The sequence below is a fragment of the Stenotrophomonas maltophilia group sp. RY12688 genome, assembly GCF_052149045.1.
Classification (GTDB): Bacteria; Pseudomonadota; Gammaproteobacteria; order Xanthomonadales; family Xanthomonadaceae; genus Stenotrophomonas; species Stenotrophomonas sepilia.
The window spans coordinates 762,747-778,332 of the sequence record NZ_CP197389.1; the positions used below are offsets into that span (position 1 = coordinate 762,747).

The 15,586-nt window shown below is 67.8% G+C and carries 17 protein-coding genes; 8 read left to right on the forward strand and 9 right to left on the reverse strand.

Going from position 1 to position 15,586, the window contains the following annotated elements; all coding sequences use genetic code 11:
- The first annotated feature begins 15 nt into the window (after positions 1-15).
- Positions 16-1,095 carry an NAD(P) transhydrogenase subunit alpha gene (locus ACS0OT_RS03445; protein ID WP_005415378.1) on the forward strand — a complete coding sequence of 360 codons (1,080 nt, stop codon included), beginning with the start codon at positions 16-18 and terminating at the stop codon, positions 1,093-1,095.
- Positions 1,096-1,157: 62 nt separating this feature from the next.
- Here ACS0OT_RS03445 and ACS0OT_RS03450 read toward each other — a convergent pair whose 3' ends face one another.
- From ACS0OT_RS03450 to ACS0OT_RS03460, 3 genes are read right to left on the reverse strand one after another with little or no spacing between them, the layout of a single operon-like run.
- Positions 1,158-1,619 (reverse strand): DUF3106 domain-containing protein, encoded by a 462-nt coding sequence (locus ACS0OT_RS03450; RefSeq protein WP_053500492.1) that lies wholly within the window; start codon positions 1,617-1,619, stop codon positions 1,158-1,160.
- 3 nt (positions 1,620-1,622) lie between these two features.
- Entirely contained in the window at positions 1,623-1,949 is a 327-nt protein-coding gene (locus tag ACS0OT_RS03455; RefSeq protein WP_005415380.1) for a hypothetical protein, read from the reverse strand.
- Complete coding sequence (locus tag ACS0OT_RS03460; protein WP_080104281.1) at positions 1,946-2,530, reverse strand: RNA polymerase sigma factor; 585 nt, start codon at positions 2,528-2,530, stop codon at positions 1,946-1,948. Before ACS0OT_RS03460 ends, ACS0OT_RS03455 begins: the two co-directional genes overlap by 4 nt.
- 98 nt (positions 2,531-2,628) lie before the next feature.
- Between ACS0OT_RS03460 and ACS0OT_RS03465 the strand changes: the two genes are divergently transcribed.
- Positions 2,629-2,949 carry an NAD(P) transhydrogenase subunit alpha gene (locus ACS0OT_RS03465; protein WP_005415382.1) on the forward strand — a complete coding sequence of 107 codons (321 nt, stop codon included), beginning with the start codon at positions 2,629-2,631 and terminating at the stop codon, positions 2,947-2,949.
- The gene (locus ACS0OT_RS03470; RefSeq protein WP_065186351.1) at positions 2,946-4,406 is read left to right on the forward strand and encodes an NAD(P)(+) transhydrogenase (Re/Si-specific) subunit beta; all 1,461 of its coding nucleotides are present in this window, start codon (positions 2,946-2,948) and stop codon (positions 4,404-4,406) included. The genes ACS0OT_RS03465 and ACS0OT_RS03470 overlap by 4 nt, the downstream gene beginning before the upstream one ends.
- Before the next feature lie 92 nt (positions 4,407-4,498).
- On the opposite strand, the gene ACS0OT_RS03475 is transcribed toward ACS0OT_RS03470, so the two are convergent.
- The gene (locus ACS0OT_RS03475; RefSeq protein ID WP_032953950.1) at positions 4,499-4,918 is read right to left on the reverse strand and encodes a membrane protein; all 420 of its coding nucleotides are present in this window, start codon (positions 4,916-4,918) and stop codon (positions 4,499-4,501) included.
- 122 nt (positions 4,919-5,040) lie between these two features.
- Here ACS0OT_RS03475 and sufT point away from each other — a divergent pair, with 122 nt between their 5' ends.
- The 3 genes from sufT to ACS0OT_RS03490 all read left to right on the forward strand — a co-directional run bounded on the left by sufT (position 5,041) and on the right by ACS0OT_RS03490 (position 8,940).
- Positions 5,041-5,592 (forward strand): putative Fe-S cluster assembly protein SufT, encoded by a 552-nt coding sequence (gene sufT, locus ACS0OT_RS03480; protein ID WP_005415385.1) that lies wholly within the window; start codon positions 5,041-5,043, stop codon positions 5,590-5,592.
- Between the two features lie 59 nt (positions 5,593-5,651).
- Complete coding sequence (locus ACS0OT_RS03485; protein WP_005412326.1) at positions 5,652-6,746, forward strand: branched-chain amino acid aminotransferase; 1,095 nt, start codon at positions 5,652-5,654, stop codon at positions 6,744-6,746.
- Positions 6,747-7,197: 451 nt separating this feature from the next.
- Positions 7,198-8,940 (forward strand): S8 family peptidase, encoded by a 1,743-nt coding sequence (locus ACS0OT_RS03490; protein WP_262089742.1) that lies wholly within the window; start codon positions 7,198-7,200, stop codon positions 8,938-8,940.
- A gap of 189 nt (positions 8,941-9,129) precedes the next feature.
- On the opposite strand, the gene ACS0OT_RS03495 is transcribed toward ACS0OT_RS03490, so the two are convergent.
- From ACS0OT_RS03495 to wrbA, 3 genes are all read right to left on the reverse strand, one after another.
- A complete protein-coding gene (locus tag ACS0OT_RS03495; protein WP_442256037.1) occupies positions 9,130-9,615 on the reverse strand; it encodes an asparaginase domain-containing protein in 486 nt (161 codons plus the stop codon).
- A 79-nt stretch (positions 9,616-9,694) separates the two neighbouring features.
- Positions 9,695-10,030, reverse strand: a complete 336-nt coding sequence (locus tag ACS0OT_RS03500; protein ID WP_111201055.1) for a DUF2069 domain-containing protein — start codon at positions 10,028-10,030, stop codon at positions 9,695-9,697.
- Entirely contained in the window at positions 10,027-10,620 is a 594-nt protein-coding gene (wrbA, locus tag ACS0OT_RS03505; protein WP_049438254.1) for an NAD(P)H:quinone oxidoreductase, read from the reverse strand. The genes ACS0OT_RS03500 and wrbA overlap by 4 nt, the downstream gene beginning before the upstream one ends.
- Before the next feature lie 77 nt (positions 10,621-10,697).
- On the opposite strand from wrbA, the gene ACS0OT_RS03510 reads away from it, so the two are divergent.
- Entirely contained in the window at positions 10,698-11,972 is a 1,275-nt protein-coding gene (locus ACS0OT_RS03510; RefSeq protein WP_005415390.1) for a YihY family inner membrane protein, read from the forward strand.
- A complete protein-coding gene (locus ACS0OT_RS03515; protein WP_053501043.1) occupies positions 11,969-12,544 on the forward strand; it encodes a TlpA family protein disulfide reductase in 576 nt (191 codons plus the stop codon). The genes ACS0OT_RS03510 and ACS0OT_RS03515 overlap by 4 nt, the downstream gene beginning before the upstream one ends.
- Before the next feature lie 502 nt (positions 12,545-13,046).
- Here the strand turns inward: ACS0OT_RS03515 and ppk2 are convergent.
- Together ppk2 and ACS0OT_RS03525 are read right to left on the reverse strand one after the other, a co-directional pair.
- A complete protein-coding gene (gene ppk2 / locus ACS0OT_RS03520) occupies positions 13,047-13,829 on the reverse strand; it encodes a polyphosphate kinase 2 (protein WP_442256038.1) in 783 nt (260 codons plus the stop codon).
- Positions 13,830-13,875: 46 nt separating this feature from the next.
- Entirely contained in the window at positions 13,876-15,582 is a 1,707-nt protein-coding gene (locus ACS0OT_RS03525; RefSeq protein WP_262090077.1) for an O-linked N-acetylglucosamine transferase, SPINDLY family protein, read from the reverse strand.
- Positions 15,583-15,586 lie beyond the last annotated feature (4 nt).

A 15,586-nucleotide genomic window follows, 5' to 3' on the forward strand; every position in this document is an offset into this window, starting at 1 on the left:
TCAGCGGGGACCTGCATGGCCGTGGCGTTGCTGGGGATCAAGGAGACCGCGCCGGGCGAACGGCGCGTGGCACTGACGCCGGAGACCGCGCGCAGGCTCGGGGCCTTGGGCATTGCCGTCTGGTATGAGGCGGGCGCGGGTTTGGCGGCTGGTTTCACCGACGCCGCCTATGACGATGCCGGTGCACGCGTCTTCGACGCGGGCCGCTGGGCCGAGATCGATATCCTGCTGTGCGTGCAGGCCCCCCCTGCGGCGGTGCTGGAACAGCTCAAGCCCGGCGCCAGCGTGGTCGGCCTGCTGGCCCCGGCCAGCGATCCGGCGCTGGCCGCGCTGGCGGCCGATGGTCGCCTGCAGCTGTTCCCGCTGCAGCAGCTGCCGCGCACCACCCGTGCGCAGGCGATGGATGTACTCAGTTCGCAGGCCGGCATGGCCGGCTACAAGGCGGCGCTGATCGCCGCCGAACGCGCGCCGCGCTTCTTCCCGATGCTGACCACTGCGGCCGGCACCGTGCGGCCGGCCAAGGTGCTGGTGATCGGTGCCGGCGTGGCGGGCCTGCAGGCCATCGCCACCGCGCGCCGCCTCGGTGCACAGGTGGAAGGCTTCGACGTGCGCCCGGAAACCCGCGAGCAGATCCAGTCACTGGGCGCACGCTTCCTCGACCTCGGGGTCAGCGCGGCGGGCGAGGGAGGCTATGCGCGGGCGCTGACCGATGACGAGCGCGCCGAGCAGCAGCGTCGGCTGGCCGACCACCTGCGCAGTGTGGACGTGGTGATCTGCACGGCTGCGGTACCGGGCCGCCCGGCACCGACCATCGTGACCGCCGCGATGGTGGAAGGCATGGCCACCGGCAGCGTCATTGTTGATCTGGCGGCGGAAAGTGGCGGCAACTGCGCACTGACCCTGCCGGGGCAGTGCATCGAACACCAGGGCGTGACCATCGACGGTCCGCTGGGCCTGGCCAGCCGCGGCGCGACCCAGGCCAGCGAGATGTATGCACGGAACCTGCTCAACTTCGTTGCGCTGTTCGTGCGCGACGGGCAGCTCGGTTTCGATTGGGACGACGAACTGCTGGCGAAGACGCGCTGGCAGGCGTGAGTGATACGGGGTCAGATCCCTTTGCCTCTGGCAAAGGGATCTGACCCTGGTATCCCGAAGGCTTACCGTGGCTTCGCCGGCGGCGGGTTCTCCCGCACCCAGTCCTTGCGTTGCTCCGGCGTCATCTGCGACCAGCGCTCGCGCAGTGCGTCGCGCTGCGCGGGCGGCAGATCCCGCATCTGACCGAACAGGGCCCGGGCCTGCTCACGCTGTTCCGGGCTCATGTGCTCGAAGCGGCGCAGGCCGCGGCGGGCCTTGTCGCGTTCCTCCGGGCTCATCGATTGCCAGCGCTGGCCATGCGAGAGCATCCGCTGGCGCTGGCCGGCATCGGCGCTGTTCCAGCGGTCGCGCAGCGGCGCCAGCAAGGATTCCCGCTGCGCTTCACTCAACTGTTCCCAGGCCGGCAGCGGTGGGGCTGGCGCGGGGCGTGCGGCAGGGGCGGGCGCGGCGTTCTGCGCCAATACCGGGAAGGCCGGCAGCAGCAACAGGGTCAACAGCAGCGGCAGGGTATGCAGTCGGGACATGGTTCACTCCATCGCCAGGTCGGTATCGCCCAGCCACAGGTACAGATCGGGATTTTCGTCGTACAGCACGCTGTTGTCTTCCATCGAGGCCAGCACCGGTGCCGGCACGGCGGGCGACAGGGGGCTGTGGCCGCTGAACTGCAGGCCGATCCCCAGCGCCACCACCAGAGAACAGGCGCTGGCCAGCCACCAGCGCCAGCGCCCGTGACGAGCCGCGCTGGCGCCGTGGCGGGCCTGGCGCAACTGTGCCAGCGTGGCCGGCGACAGCGCCTGCAGCGACTGCGCGTGCAGGTTGCGCAGCATGTCATCGGAGGGCAGGGAGCGGTTCACGGGTGGGTCTCCAGGTAGTCCTGCAGCGCCTGGCGGGCGCGTGCCAGATGGGTTTTTACCGCGCCTTCGCTGCAGCCCATGGCGCGGGCAGTGGTGGCTCCGTCCAGGTCCTGCAGCACCCGCAGGGTGAAGGCCTCGCGCTGGCGCGCGGGCAGGGTACGCAGGGCCTGCACCAGTTGCTGGTACTGCTGGCGCTGTTCGTGCGCCTGCGCCGGGTCCGGGCCGGGGTCGGCCCAGTCGATCCCGCCTCCGTCGGCGTCCTGGTTGTCGCGCCAGAACGGCAGGCGGAAACGGCGCCGGCGCTGCAGGTCGATCACGCGGCGGCGCAGGATGCTCCAGAACAGGGGCGCCCATTCGGCCGCCGGCTTGTCGGCGTAGTCCAGCATGCGCATCAGCGCGTCCTGAACCGCGTCCATGGCGTCTTCGCGCTGGCGCAGGCCGGCCTCGGCGAAACGGAACGCGCGCGGGCCGACGCTGGCCAGGAACGCCTCCAGCGATGCTGGCAGGGCATCGGTGTCGGCGCTCGGGGGGACGGGGCTGCTCACCAGCACAGGGTACGGTTCCTCGCTCGGGGTCACCATCGACAACGCGTGAGCGTCACCGCGGTTGACGCCGGGTGCGCGCCGGGTTCAGCCCGTGGTTATGATGGGCCGACGAAGACAGAGCGGGAGCGTTGCCAGTGAGTGACGGGTTCGTAGCGCTGTACATCTTCATGCTGGCGGCCATCGCCGGCCACGTGATCATTTCGCGGGTGCCGGTGATCCTGCATACCCCGCTGATGTCGGGTTCCAACTTCATCCACGGCATCGTGCTGATCGGCGCGATGGTGGTGCTGGGGCACGCGCAGACGCCGCTGGAAAAGGCGCTGGGCTTCCTTGCCGTGGTGCTCGGTGCCGGCAATGCCGCCGGTGGCTACGTGGTCACCGCGCGCATGCTGGAGATGTTCAAGCCGAGCGCGCCCAAGGGCGGCAGGGACGAACCGAAGGAGCCACAGGCTTGAACATCAGCACCGTCGAACTGCTCGACTTGCTGGTCAAGGCCAGCTACCTCGTCGCCGCCACGCTGTTCCTGCTGGGTCTGCAGCGCATGGCTTCGCCGCTGACCGCGCGCAGCGGCATCCGCTGGGCCGGGCTGGGCATGCTGCTGGCCACGGTGGCGACCTTCTTCCTGCCTGAACTGCACAACGTGCCGCTGATCCTGGTCGCACTGCTGCTGGGCGCGGGCCTGGCCTGGTGGTCGGCCGGCAAGGTGGCCATCACCGACATGCCGCAGATGGTGGCGTTGTACAACGGCATGGGCGGTGGTTCGGCCGCGGCGATCGGTGCGGTGGAGCTGCTGCGCTATGCCTTCCTTGCCAACCGCGATACCCGCCATTGGAGCGAGCAGGCGCTGGCCGACCTGGCCGCGCGCCAGCCGTCGGGCATGGTGCTGCTGCTGGCGGTGGTCGGCGCGGCGATCGGTGCGGTCTCGCTTTCCGGTTCGGTGATCGCCTGGGCCAAACTGGACGGACGACTGGACAAGCGGGTGACCTGGCCCGGCCAGCAGGTGATGAACCTGATGGTGGCACTGGCAGTGGCGGTGCTGGCGATCATCGCGGCCAGCACGCTCAGCACCTCGGCAATCGTCGCCTTCTTCGTGCTGGCGCTGGCACTGGGCGTGCTGATGACGTTGCCGATCGGTGGCGCCGACATGCCGGTGGTGATCTCGCTGTACAACGCATTCACCGGCCTGGCGGTGTCCTTCGAAGGTTATGTGCTGGGCAATGAGGCGCTGATCATCGCCGGCATGATGGTCGGCGCGGCCGGCATCCTGCTGACCCGGTTGATGGCCAAGGCGATGAACCGGCCGATCCGTAACGTGCTGTTCTCCAACTTCGGCGGCGGTGCCGGAGGCGAGGCACAGGCGATCACCGGCGCGCAGAAGCCCATCGAAGCGTCGGACGTCGCGGCGATGATGGCCTTTGCCGAGCGCGTGGTGATCGTGCCCGGCTACGGCATGGCGGTGGCACAGGCCCAGCACAAGATCTGGGAACTGGCGCAGCGGCTGGGCCAGCGCGGCGTGAAAGTGAAGTTCGCGATCCACCCGGTGGCCGGGCGCATGCCCGGGCACATGAACGTGCTGCTGGCCGAGGCCGGCGTGCCCTACGACCTGATCGCCGACATGGACGAGATCAACCCCGAATTCGCCAATACCGATGTGGTGCTGGTGATCGGTGCCAACGACGTGGTCAATCCGGTGGCGCGGACCGACCCGGCCAGCCCGATCTACGGCATGCCGGTGCTGGACGTGGTCAACGCGCGCAACGTGGTGGTGATCAAGCGTGGCAAGGGCACCGGTTTTGCCGGCATCGAGAATGCGCTGTTCTACGCCGACAACACCCGCATGCTCTATGGCGACGGCGCCGAAGCGGCGGCCTCGCTGGTGAGCGAACTGAAGGCGCTCGACGGCGGGCATTGAGGACGGGGGTCGGATCCCTTTCCGCAGGAAAGGGCTCTGACCCCTTTGCCGGCCAGCGGCCGGCACTACCGAATCCACGGATCTCTACGCGCTCAGCGCGCCAGCCAGGCACCTACGGCCACGGCCACGGCCAGCCACAGCCATTCCACCGCGCCATTGGCCAGGCTGATCAGGGTCCAGGCCAGGTGCGGGCCCATCCGCGTGGTGGCATCCCACAGGTCCAGGCCGATCGAGCCGCCCATCCAGGCGCTGGCGATGGCCCAGTTGGCCACGGCGGCCACCAGCAGGGTGCCGAGCACGACCAGGGCGACGCGCAGCCGGCCTGGGCCCAGCGTGCCCAGGCGCAGCATGAACACCAGTTCCAGGGCGGCCAGCACCGCCATCCAGCCGACCTGCCGGCCGGTCATCAGCGCCAGGACCATCCAGGCGAGGGGAGCGACAAACAGGCCCAGCAGCAGCATGAGGGGCCAGAGCCAGGTCACGGTCCTGGCACGCGCGGCATTGGAGGACATCGAAGCTCCCAGAAGATCACCCACAGGATACTGTGGTTTGCCGCAGTGCACCGGCGGTGCGGGGGCGGCTGGGCTAGAATGCCGTCTTGCGTGGCCTCAGCCACGGCCCCATATCGGTCCCCATGTATTCCCGTAGCAGCGAACCTGTCCACTTCGAACGCGATTGCGAGGCCGTGATGGTCCCGCAGGGCGATACCGTGACCCTGCCTGCCGGCAGCTATGGGTACATCACCCAGGCGCTGGGCGGCAGTTATTCGGTGTTCGTCGAGGGCAACCTGTTCCGCATCGCCGGCAAGGACGGCGATGCCATCGGCAAGGAGGCACCGGCGCCGCTCGAGCTGCCGGCCGACGCCACCGATGAACAGGTGGAGCAGCTGGTGTGGCAGCAGCTGCGCACCTGCTTCGATCCGGAAATTCCGGTCAACATCGTGGAACTGGGCCTGGTCTATGAAGTCGAGATCAAGCACCTGGATGAGGGCAAGCGCGAGATCGACGTGAAGATGACCCTGACCGCCCCGGGCTGCGGCATGGGCGAGATCCTGGTCGACGACGTGCGCAGCAAGCTTGAAATGATCCCGACGGTGGCCGAGGCCGACGTCGACCTGGTGTTCGACCCGCCGTGGAACCAGCACATGATGTCCGAGGCGGCCCGGCTAGAGACCGGCATGCTTTGACCCAGGGCCCGCAGTGACGCGGGCCCGGCACTACCCGCAACCAGAACAGGAATCCTCCGGTGTCCCAGTCCATCCCCAGCTTCGCCGTCACCCGTTCGGACCACCCGCGCAGCGCTGAAGAGCGCGCCAAGATCCTGGAGAAGCCGGGCTTCGGCCTGCACTTCACCGATCACATGGTGGAAGTGCGCTGGGACAAGGATGCCGGCTGGCACAATGCCAATGTGCGCGCCTACGGCCCGCTGCAGCTGGACCCGGCCGCCGCAGTGCTGCATTACGGCCAGGAAATCTTCGAAGGCATCAAGGCCTACCGCCACGCCGACGGTTCGATCTGGACCTTCCGCCCGGATGCCAACGGCCGTCGCCTGCAGCGTTCGGCGCAGCGCCTGGCGTTGCCGGAACTGCCGGTGGAGATCTTCGTCGAATCGCTGAAGCAGCTGATCGCCGTCGACAGTGACTGGGTGCCTTCGGCCGATGAGTCGAGCCTGTATTTCCGTCCGTTCATGATCGGCGACGAGGCCTTCCTCGGCGTGCGCGGCGCGCACAAGGCCGGCTACTACGTCATCGCCAGCCCGGCCGGCCCGTACTTCGCCAAGGGCGTTGCCCCGGTGTCGATCTGGCTGTCCACCGAGTACGCGCGTGCGGCCAAGGGCGGCACCGGTGCTGCCAAGTGCGGTGGCAACTACGCCGCCTCGCTGCTCCCGCAGCAGAAGGCGCAGGCACAGGGCTGCTCGCAGGTGCTGTTCCTCGACCCGGTCGAAGGCAAGTACCTGGAAGAACTGGGCGGCATGAACGTGTTCCTGGTCTACAAGGACGGCACGCTGGTCACCCCGGAACTGTCGGGCAGCATCCTCGAGGGCATCACCCGCGAGAGCATCCTGCAGTTGGCCCGCGACCGTGGCATGAAGGTCGAAGAGCGCAAGGTCAGCATCGACGAGTGGAAGGACGGCGTCGCCTCCGGTGCGATCAGCGAAGTGTTTGCCTGTGGCACCGCCGCGGTGGTCACTCCGATCGGCCAGCTGAAGGGCGAGGGCTTCTCGGTGGGCGACATCAACGCGCCGGCCGGCGAAGTGACCATGTCGCTGCGCAAGGAACTGACCGATATCCAGTACGGCCGCCTGCCGGACCGCCACAACTGGCTGGTCAAGCTGGGCTGATCGCCCACATCGAATCGTAGAGCCGGGCCCGCGCCCGGCTGCGCTTCTGGAAAGCCCGTCCCCGCGACGGGCTTTCTGCGTTTCGAGCCAAGGGGTCAGATCCCTTTCCGCGTGAGAAAGGGATCTGCCCCGGATCGGTGGACGCCGATGTCGGCAAAGTCATTCCAGGACACGTGACGACCCAGTCAGGTCTGTGCAGGACACGAGAAAGTTCCTTCACCTTCACAAACCCTCGACCCGAAAAGTCTCAGAACGAACATTTCATCTTGCTGAAAAGACGCTGAAAATCTTGTGGTGTCCGGTTTCGGCCATTAGCGTCATATGTACGGCGGATCGTTAGGGGGATCCGCTGACTCATCGGACTTCGAACCTCGCCAACGCAAGCCAGCCCAGGGTTCGGGCCGGTGCTTCTGCCGATTCCGGCATTCACACCACAAGAAAGGGAAATACGATGTCCCAGGTAACGCAACCGCGTGTGCGTCGAGTGTGGGTGGTCCTTGGTGCGTCCGTTCTGTCATCGCTGCTGCTGGCCACGCCTGCGCTGGCCGGTGACGTCCAGCTCAGCGGCCTGCAGTCCGCGCCGACGCACCAGCGCTTCATCGTGAAGTACCGCGACGGCAGTGCGCCGGTGGCCAACACCACGGCACTGGCCTCTTCTCTGAAGACTGCCGCCGCCGGCCTGGCCAGCAGCCAGGGCCGCGCGCTGGGCCTGCAGGAGGTCCGCAAGCTGGCCGTTGGCCCGACCCTGGTCAGGACCGATCGGCCGCTTGACCAGGCCGAATCCGAGCTGCTGATGCGCAAGCTCGCCGCCGACCCGAACGTGGAATACGTCGAAGTCGACCAGATCATGCGTGCGACGCTGACCCCGAATGACACCCGCTTCAGCGAGCAGTGGGGCTTCGGTACCTCCAACGCGTCGATCAACGTGCAGCCGGCCTGGGACAAGGCTACCGGCACCGGCGTGGTGGTGGCCGTGATCGATACCGGCATCACCAACCATCCCGATCTCAACGCCAACATCCTGCCTGGCTATGACTTCATCAGCGATGCCGCGATGGCGCGCGATGGCGGTGGCCGCGACAACAACCCGAATGACGAGGGCGACTGGTACGGCGCCAACGAGTGCGGCTCGGGCATCCCGGCCTCCAACTCCAGCTGGCACGGTACCCATGTCGCCGGCACTGTGGCGGCGGTGACCAACAACAGCACCGGCGTGGCCGGTACTGCGTTCAATGCCAAGGTCGTCCCGGTGCGCGTGCTGGGCAAGTGCGGCGGTTACACCTCCGACATCGCCGACGCGATCGTGTGGGCCTCTGGCGGCACCGTCAGTGGCGTGCCGGCCAACGCCAATCCGGCCGAAGTCATCAACATGTCGCTGGGTGGTGGCGGCAGCTGCTCCACCACCTACCAGAACGCCATCAACGGCGCGGTCAGCCGTGGCACCACCGTGGTGGTCGCCGCCGGCAACAGCAACACCAACGTGTCCTCGTCGGTGCCGGCCAACTGCCCGAACGTGATTGCCGTGGCGGCCACAACCTCGGCCGGTGCGCGTGCCAGCTTCTCCAACTACGGCACCGGCATCGACATCTCAGCACCGGGCCAGAGCATCCTGTCCACCCTCAACACCGGCACCACCACGCCTGGCAGCGCCAGCTACGCGTCGTACAACGGCACCTCGATGGCGGCGCCGCACGTGGCCGGCGTGGTTGCGCTGATGCAGTCGGTCGCGCCAAGCCCGCTGAGCCCGGCGCAGGTCGAAAGCATCATCAAGAGCACTGCACGCCCGCTGCCGGGCGCCTGCTCGGGTGGCTGCGGCGCCGGCATCGTCGACGCCAACGCGGCCGTGGCTGCGGCGATCAACGGCGGTGGCAACCCGAACCCGGGTGGCAACGTGCTGCAGAACAACGTGCCGGTGACCGGCCTGGGCGCCGCAACCGGTGCCGAGCTGAACTACACCGTCGCCGTTCCGGCCGGTAGCAGCCAGCTGCGCGTGACGATCAGTGGCGGCAGCGGCGATGCCGACCTGTACGTGCGCCAGGGCAGTGCCCCGACCGATACCAGCTACACCTGCCGTCCGTACCTGAGTGGCAACAGCGAGACCTGCACCATCAACAGCCCTGCCGCCGGCACATGGTATGTGCGGGTGAAGGCCTACAGCACCTTCTCGGGCGTGACCCTCAACGCCCAGTACTGAGCCCAAGTCCCTCTCCAAGGGCACGCCCTGGCTTCGGCCGGGGCGTTTTCGCTTCTGCAGAGCCGAGTCCATGCTCGGCTGCTCCGGCTGCCGACCGTTGTGCCACGCTGGCACGCGGTTGCCGAGCATGGCCCGGCACTACAAGGACAGTGCTCTGGCAGGTGCCGACCTTGGTCGGCACGTGGTTCCTCAGACCGACTCGAAGCGGTTCGCAGCCACGTTCTTGCGCACGTGCTGCGGGTCGAAGATCCGCCCGTTCATCGCGATGTACACGCCGCTCGGCAGCGACTGCACCGCACCGATCGCGCAGCCGATGTTGAACTCGGCATCCGAGCCGCGGAAGCGTGCCGGGCTCAGTGCGCCGGTCATCACGATGGTCTTGTCGGGGATCGTCGCCAGCACCTTGCCGGTGTGCACCATCGAGTCGGTGCCGTGGGTCACCAGGACGTGCCGGGTCGGTTGCGCGACGATGGTGGCGCGGATCAGCTCGCGGTCCTCATCGTTGATGTGCAGCGAATCCTTGCGCAGGATCGGAATCACGTTGAAGCGGAACGTCACGCCCAGCTCGCGCAGGATCATGCCGATCTGCGGATCGCCGATCTGGTAGTCCGACTTGTCGTCGAAGTAGATCTTGTCGATCGTGCCACCAGTGGTGACGACCAGGAGCTCTTCCATCATGTGCATGCGCGAAACCAGGACAGGTACTGCGGCGCGGGGCCAGGAATGCAGATGATACGGCCCAGCGGGCGCAGCGTCAGCGTTGCTTGCCGAAGCGGGCGCGCAGGCCGGGCAGGCTGGCGCTGAAGATCACCAGCAGGGCCAGCGCGATCTCGATCAGCGCCAGCCAGCGCGTTTCCGGATGGCTCCAGGCGCTCATCACGCCGTGGCTGAACCAGCCCAGCGCCAGGACCGAGGCCAAGAATCCGGCCTTGCGCCAGCCCAGGCGCACGGCGATGGCCAGCGCCAGCGGCGGCGCGGTGAACACCAGCTGGGTCGCCAGCCAGTGCTTGTCATTGATGAACCAGCCGGCGAACAGCGCGGCCAGCCCCATCAGGGCCAGCAGCAGGACCGTGCGCGGCGTGGCGCTCATCGGGCCAACCGCTGCGCGATGCCGGCCACCCGGCGCCCCAGCGCGCGCGCCAGCACGGCTTCGTCGTCGGTCGGCTGCGGGTCGTCGGCGGCACCGGCGACGTGGCTGGCGCCGTAGGGCGTGCCACCGCTGGTGGTGTGGCTCAGCGCCGGTTCGGTGAACGGAATGCCGACGATCACGCAGCCATGGTGCAGCAGCGGCACCTGCATCGACAGCAGGGTCGATTCCTGCCCGCCATGCATGGATGCGGTGGACGTGAACACGCCGGCCGGCTTGCCGGAGAGGGTGCCATTGACCCATTCGGCGCCCAGCCCATCCAGGAAATGCTTCACCGGCGCGGCCATGTTGCCGAAGCGGGTCGGGCTGCCGAGCAGCAGGCCCTGGCATTCGACCAGGTCCTGCACGCTTACATAGGGGGCGCCATCGTCGGGTACCGGCGGCTGCGCGGTCTGGGTCACTGCGGCCACCGGCGGCACCGTGCGCAGGCGCGCGGTCATGCCCGGCACTTCGCCGATGCCCCGCGCGATCTGGCGCGCCAGCCGTGCCACCGAACCGCCCCGGCTGTAATACAGCACCAGAATCTCGCCCATCGTGCCCGCTTCTCCTCGTCGTGTGGCCACCAGTATGGCTATCCTGCGAGCATTCCGCATCGGGTACCCTTCCACCGATGGAACCTTTGGATACGCTCAACCTGTGGATGGAGCGCGCGCGGGATCGCGCACGGGCCATCAGTTTCGGCCGCTTCCTGTGGCATCGCTTCCTCGACGACCGCCTGTTCCAGGCAGCGGCGGCGCTGGCGTACACCACGGTGTTCGCGCTGGTGCCGCTGGCCATCGTGGTGTTCGGCGTGCTCTCGGCCTTCCCCGTTTTCGACCGCTGGAGCGACCAGCTCAGCGACTACGTCTTCTCCAACTTCGTGCCCTCCGCTGCGCGCGCGGCCGAGGGTTACCTGCGGCAGTTTTCGGCCAGTGCCGGCCAGCTGACGGCCGCCGGCTTCATCGCACTGGTCGCTTCACTGCTGATCACGCTCAACAGCGTGGAAGAGACCTTCAACCAGATCTGGCGGGTCGGCTCGAGCCGACCCAAGCTGACCCGCTTCCTGGTCTACTGGACCGTGCTGACCCTGGGCGCGATGCTTGCCGCCGCGTCGCTGGCAGTATCGGCGAGGGTGTTCGCGATGCCGTTGTTCGGTACCCAGGAAGGCCGTTGGCTGGCCGAACTGGCGCTGCGGCTGGCACCGATCCTGATCGAGTTCGTCTGCATCACGCTGATGTTCCGCGTGGTACCGCACCACACGGTGAAATGGCGGCATGCCGTGCCCGGCGCGATCCTGGCGGCGGTGATCCTGGAGCTGGTGAAGTGGGGCATCGGCGCGTATCTGGGCAGCTTCCAGTCCTACCAGAAGCTGTATGGCACGGTCGCCTTCGTGCCGATCCTGCTGCTGTGGATCTACCTGTGCTGGGTGGCGGTGCTGCTGGGTGCGTCGCTGGCCTCCTCGATGGCCGCCTTCCGCTACCAGCCGGTCGAGCTGCGCCTGCCGCAGGGGTACGAGTTCTATGGGCTGCTGCGCCTGCTTGGCCGCTTCCAGCATGCGCGGGCCAAGGGCAAAGGCCTGGCCGATGACGAGATCCTGCGGCTGGAGCCGATGCTGACCGATTCACTGCTGCAGGACCTGATCTGCAACCTTCAGGAGATCGACCTGCTGCGCCGCGATGAGCGCGGCGAGTGGCTGCTGTCGCGCGACCTGGACCAGGTCAGCCTGGCCGATCTGTACGAATGCACCCAGCTGCGCATCCCGGTAGCCGAGCAGCACCTGCCGTATCGCGACGACAGCCTGGGCCGTGCCGCCTTGGCGGCGCTGGATGACCTGCGACTGCCCCTGCGCGAACGCCTGAAGCGCAAGGTCAGTGATATCTATACCGACTCTGGAGACACCCCATGACCCGCAAGACGTCGTTGCCGCTGCTGCTCCCGTTGACCCTGCTGCTGGCCCTGGCGGCCTGCAAACCGGCCCAGGAGCCGGCACCGGCCAGCAGCCAGCCACCGGCGCAGGCACCGACGCCGAGCACGCCGGCACCGGTCGAGGAAACCCCGGCCGAGCGCACCACCGCCGAGTTCCCGACGCTGAAGATGAAGGCGGTGGATGGCAGCGACTACGACCTGGCCGCGCATCGCGGCAAGTGGGTGGTGGTGAACTTCTGGGCTACCTGGTGCGCGCCGTGCCGCAAGGAAATGCCCGAGCTGTCGGCCCTGCATGCGATGCGTAGCAACATCGAAGTGGTCGGCTTGGCCTACGAGGACATCGAAGTGCCGGAGATGCAGTCGTTCCTGGCCAAGCATCCGGTGACCTATCCGATCGTGATCGTGGACCCGTTCGATCCGCCGGCCGACTTCGCCACGCCACGTGGCCTGCCGCTGACGCATCTGCTGGACCCGCAGGGCAAGCTGGCGCACACGTTCCTTGGCCCGGTAACCGCCGCCGACATCGAAAAGCAGATCGCTGCTGCAAAGTAGTGGGGTTGTCGGCAGGGCCTGCAGCCCTGCACCTGCGGTAGTGCCGGCCGCTGGCCGGCAACCCCAGCAAAAGCAACAGCAACAGCAACAGCGACAGCCCAAGAGGGTTTCCTGTGGGGAGGCGGGGTGGGTCCGGTTGCGGGGGACGCCGTAAATACGTCCCTGTAGGCTCGGTCGCCGCATCCATGCGGCTCACGCCCCCGCAACCGGACCCACCCCGCCTTTGACAGTTCTCCGCGATCTGTCGGAATGGGATGGCCTGCTCTTGGTGGGTGTCGACCTTGGTCGACACGTAGATCCACGCCATGCGTGGATGCTCTTCGTTCCATTGTCGAAATGTTCGATTTCAATGGAGATTCATCCACGCATGGCGTGGATCTACCAGATCGCCGGAATCTGTCAGAGGTGGGGCGATGCCGGAGTGCGGGGTGTTGCTGTTGCTGTTGCCGGCCAGCGGCCGGCACTAACGCAGGTGCAGGGCCGCAGGCCCTGCCGACCCACCCTAATCCTCCACCGGGAAATCCTCGATCGGCTTCAGCACATCGAAGTGCTCGCGATGCAGCTTGCCCTTCAGCTTCGGCAGCTCCGGCAACGGTGCGTCCACCCGCGTGTCCGGCAACCGGTCCAGCAGGTTTCGCACCAGGATCAGCCGGCCTAGCCGCTGGTCGTTGAAGTCCACCAGCGTCCACGGCGCCGCCTCGCGATGCGTCGCGCGCAGCATCGCCTCGCGGGCCTCGGTGTACGCGCTGTACTTGCTGCGCGATTTCAGGTCGACCGGTGAGAGCTTCCAGCCCTTCAACGGATCGAGATGGCGTTCGGCGAAGCGCTTTTCCTGTTGCTCCTGGTCCACGCACAACCAGTACTTGAACAGCAGGATGCCGTCGTCCACCAGCAGCTGTTCGAACACCGGCGCCTGGCGCAGGAACTGCTGGTACTCGGTTTCGCTGCAATAACCCATCACCCGTTCAACACCGGCACGGTTGTACCAGCTGCGGTCCATCAGCACGATCTCGCCGGCGGCGGGAAGATGCGCGGCGTAACGCTGGAAGTACCACTGCGTGGCTTCACGGTCGGTGGGCTTGGGCAGCGCCACCACCCGGCATTGGCGCGGGTTGAGATGCTGGCTGATGGCCTGGATCGCACCGCCCTTGCCGGCTGTATCGCGGCCTTCGAACAGCACCAGCAGGCGTTGCCCGCTGTACTGAACCCAGCGCGCCATTGCAGTCAGTTCCAGCTGCAGCGGCAGCAGCAGTTCGTCGTAGTCCTTGCGCTTGAGCTTGGCCATCGTCACGCCACGCGGGGAGGAAGCCGGAGCGTAACGCAGCGGTTGCTCAGGGGGTGTCGACGCCGCGCCAGCCCTGCTCGCCCGCCAGCGTCTTCAGCAGGGCGGAAAGGTCCTGGGCAAAACCTGCCATGTCGAATATACCACTGTCTTCGCGTGCCTGCGCCAGTTCGGCACGCAACGCTGCCAGCGCCGCCGGCTTGTTGCCCAGCGCGCTGGCAGTGGCGATGAACGCCGCATCGTCGGCAACGTTCATCCGCGAAAGACCCAGATGATGGTTGAGGCTGCCGGCCACGCGCGCGGCGAAGGTATCACCCGGGCAGGTCAGCACCGGGCAGCCGGCCCATAGCGCATCGGAGGCGGTGGTGTGCGCGTTGTACGGATGCGTGTCGAGGAACAGGTCGGCCAGCTGATAGCGGGCCAGGTACTGCGGATGCGGCAGCTTGGCCATGAACACCAGGCGCGCCGGGTCCAGGGCTGCGGCCTGCGCGGCCGCACGCAGGCGGGCGTCGGCCTTGCCGGGCCCGGACAGCAGCCACAGCACGCTGCCGGGCACGGCCTGCAGCACCGCGAAGGCGCGGCCCATGCTGCGCGGGTTGAGCTTGTAGCTGTTGTTGAAGCAGCAGAACACCACGCCGTGTTCGGGCAGCCCGCACTCGGCGCGGGACGGTGCCGGTTCCAGTACGCGGGTGTTGTCCGAGGGCTGGAAGGCACGTGGCAGGCGCAGGACGCGTTCGCTGAAGTGAGGTTCCAGCGATGCCGGCAGCACGAATTCGTCGGCGACCACGGCATCCAGCCAGCGCGCACCTGATGTGCCGGGGTAGGCCAGCCAGTTCAGCTGCAACGGGGCCGGGCGCATGGCCAGCACTTCGGGCGTGCCGCCGCCCCCCCAGCCGCGCAGGTCGAACAGCAGGTCGATGCCCTGTGCACGGATGCGGGCCGCGATGTCGGCATGCCGCAGTGCGGCCACGTCATGCAGGCGGGCCGCAGCCTGCAGGCGTTCGCGGATGCGGCTGCCATCGGCGCGGTTCAGCGCGAACAGGTGCAGCTGCAGCGCCGGGTCATGGCGCAGGTGTTCGAGCAGGGCCACGGTCAGCAGCCCGGTGGGATGGGCGCCGAAGCCATTGGAGAGGAAGCCGACGCGCAACGCGCCGTGCTCGCGAACCTTCACTGCAGGAAGGGGGCGCACCGCCGACGCAACGACCGCGGCGCGTGCGCGCGCACAGGCCAGCTGCTCCGCAGCGCTGGCGTCTTCGTTGAGGAAGGCGAAGGGTTCCACCGCACCCTGACCCGCGGCGAGCGCGTTGCGCACCTGCGCAGCCAGCGTGTCCACGTCCTGCCAGTCGCACAGGCGGCGCTGCCAGGCCAGGCGCTGGGCGGCGATATAGGGTTCGCCCGGCATCAGCGCATGCGCGCGGCGATAGGCCGTCGCCGCCCCTTCGGCATCATCGGCATCTTCCAGCGCGTGGCCCAGCCACAACGCGATGCCCGGGTGCTGCGGGGCCAATGCCGAGGCCTGGCCGAGCAGCTTCGCCGCGTCGGCGTGCGCGCCGGCCATCCACGCCACGCGCCCCAGCCGCGCCAGCGCTTCGGGGTGGTTGGGGCGCAGCTGCAGGGCGCGTCGTGCGGCCTGCTCGCCGGCAGCGATGTCGCCGGCTTCCAGTTCCAGGTCGGCCAGCATCACCCAGGCGACGAAGTCGCCGGGCTGGCGTGCGATCGCCTGCTGCAGGTGCTGCCGCTGCTGCCAGGCCGTCATCGTG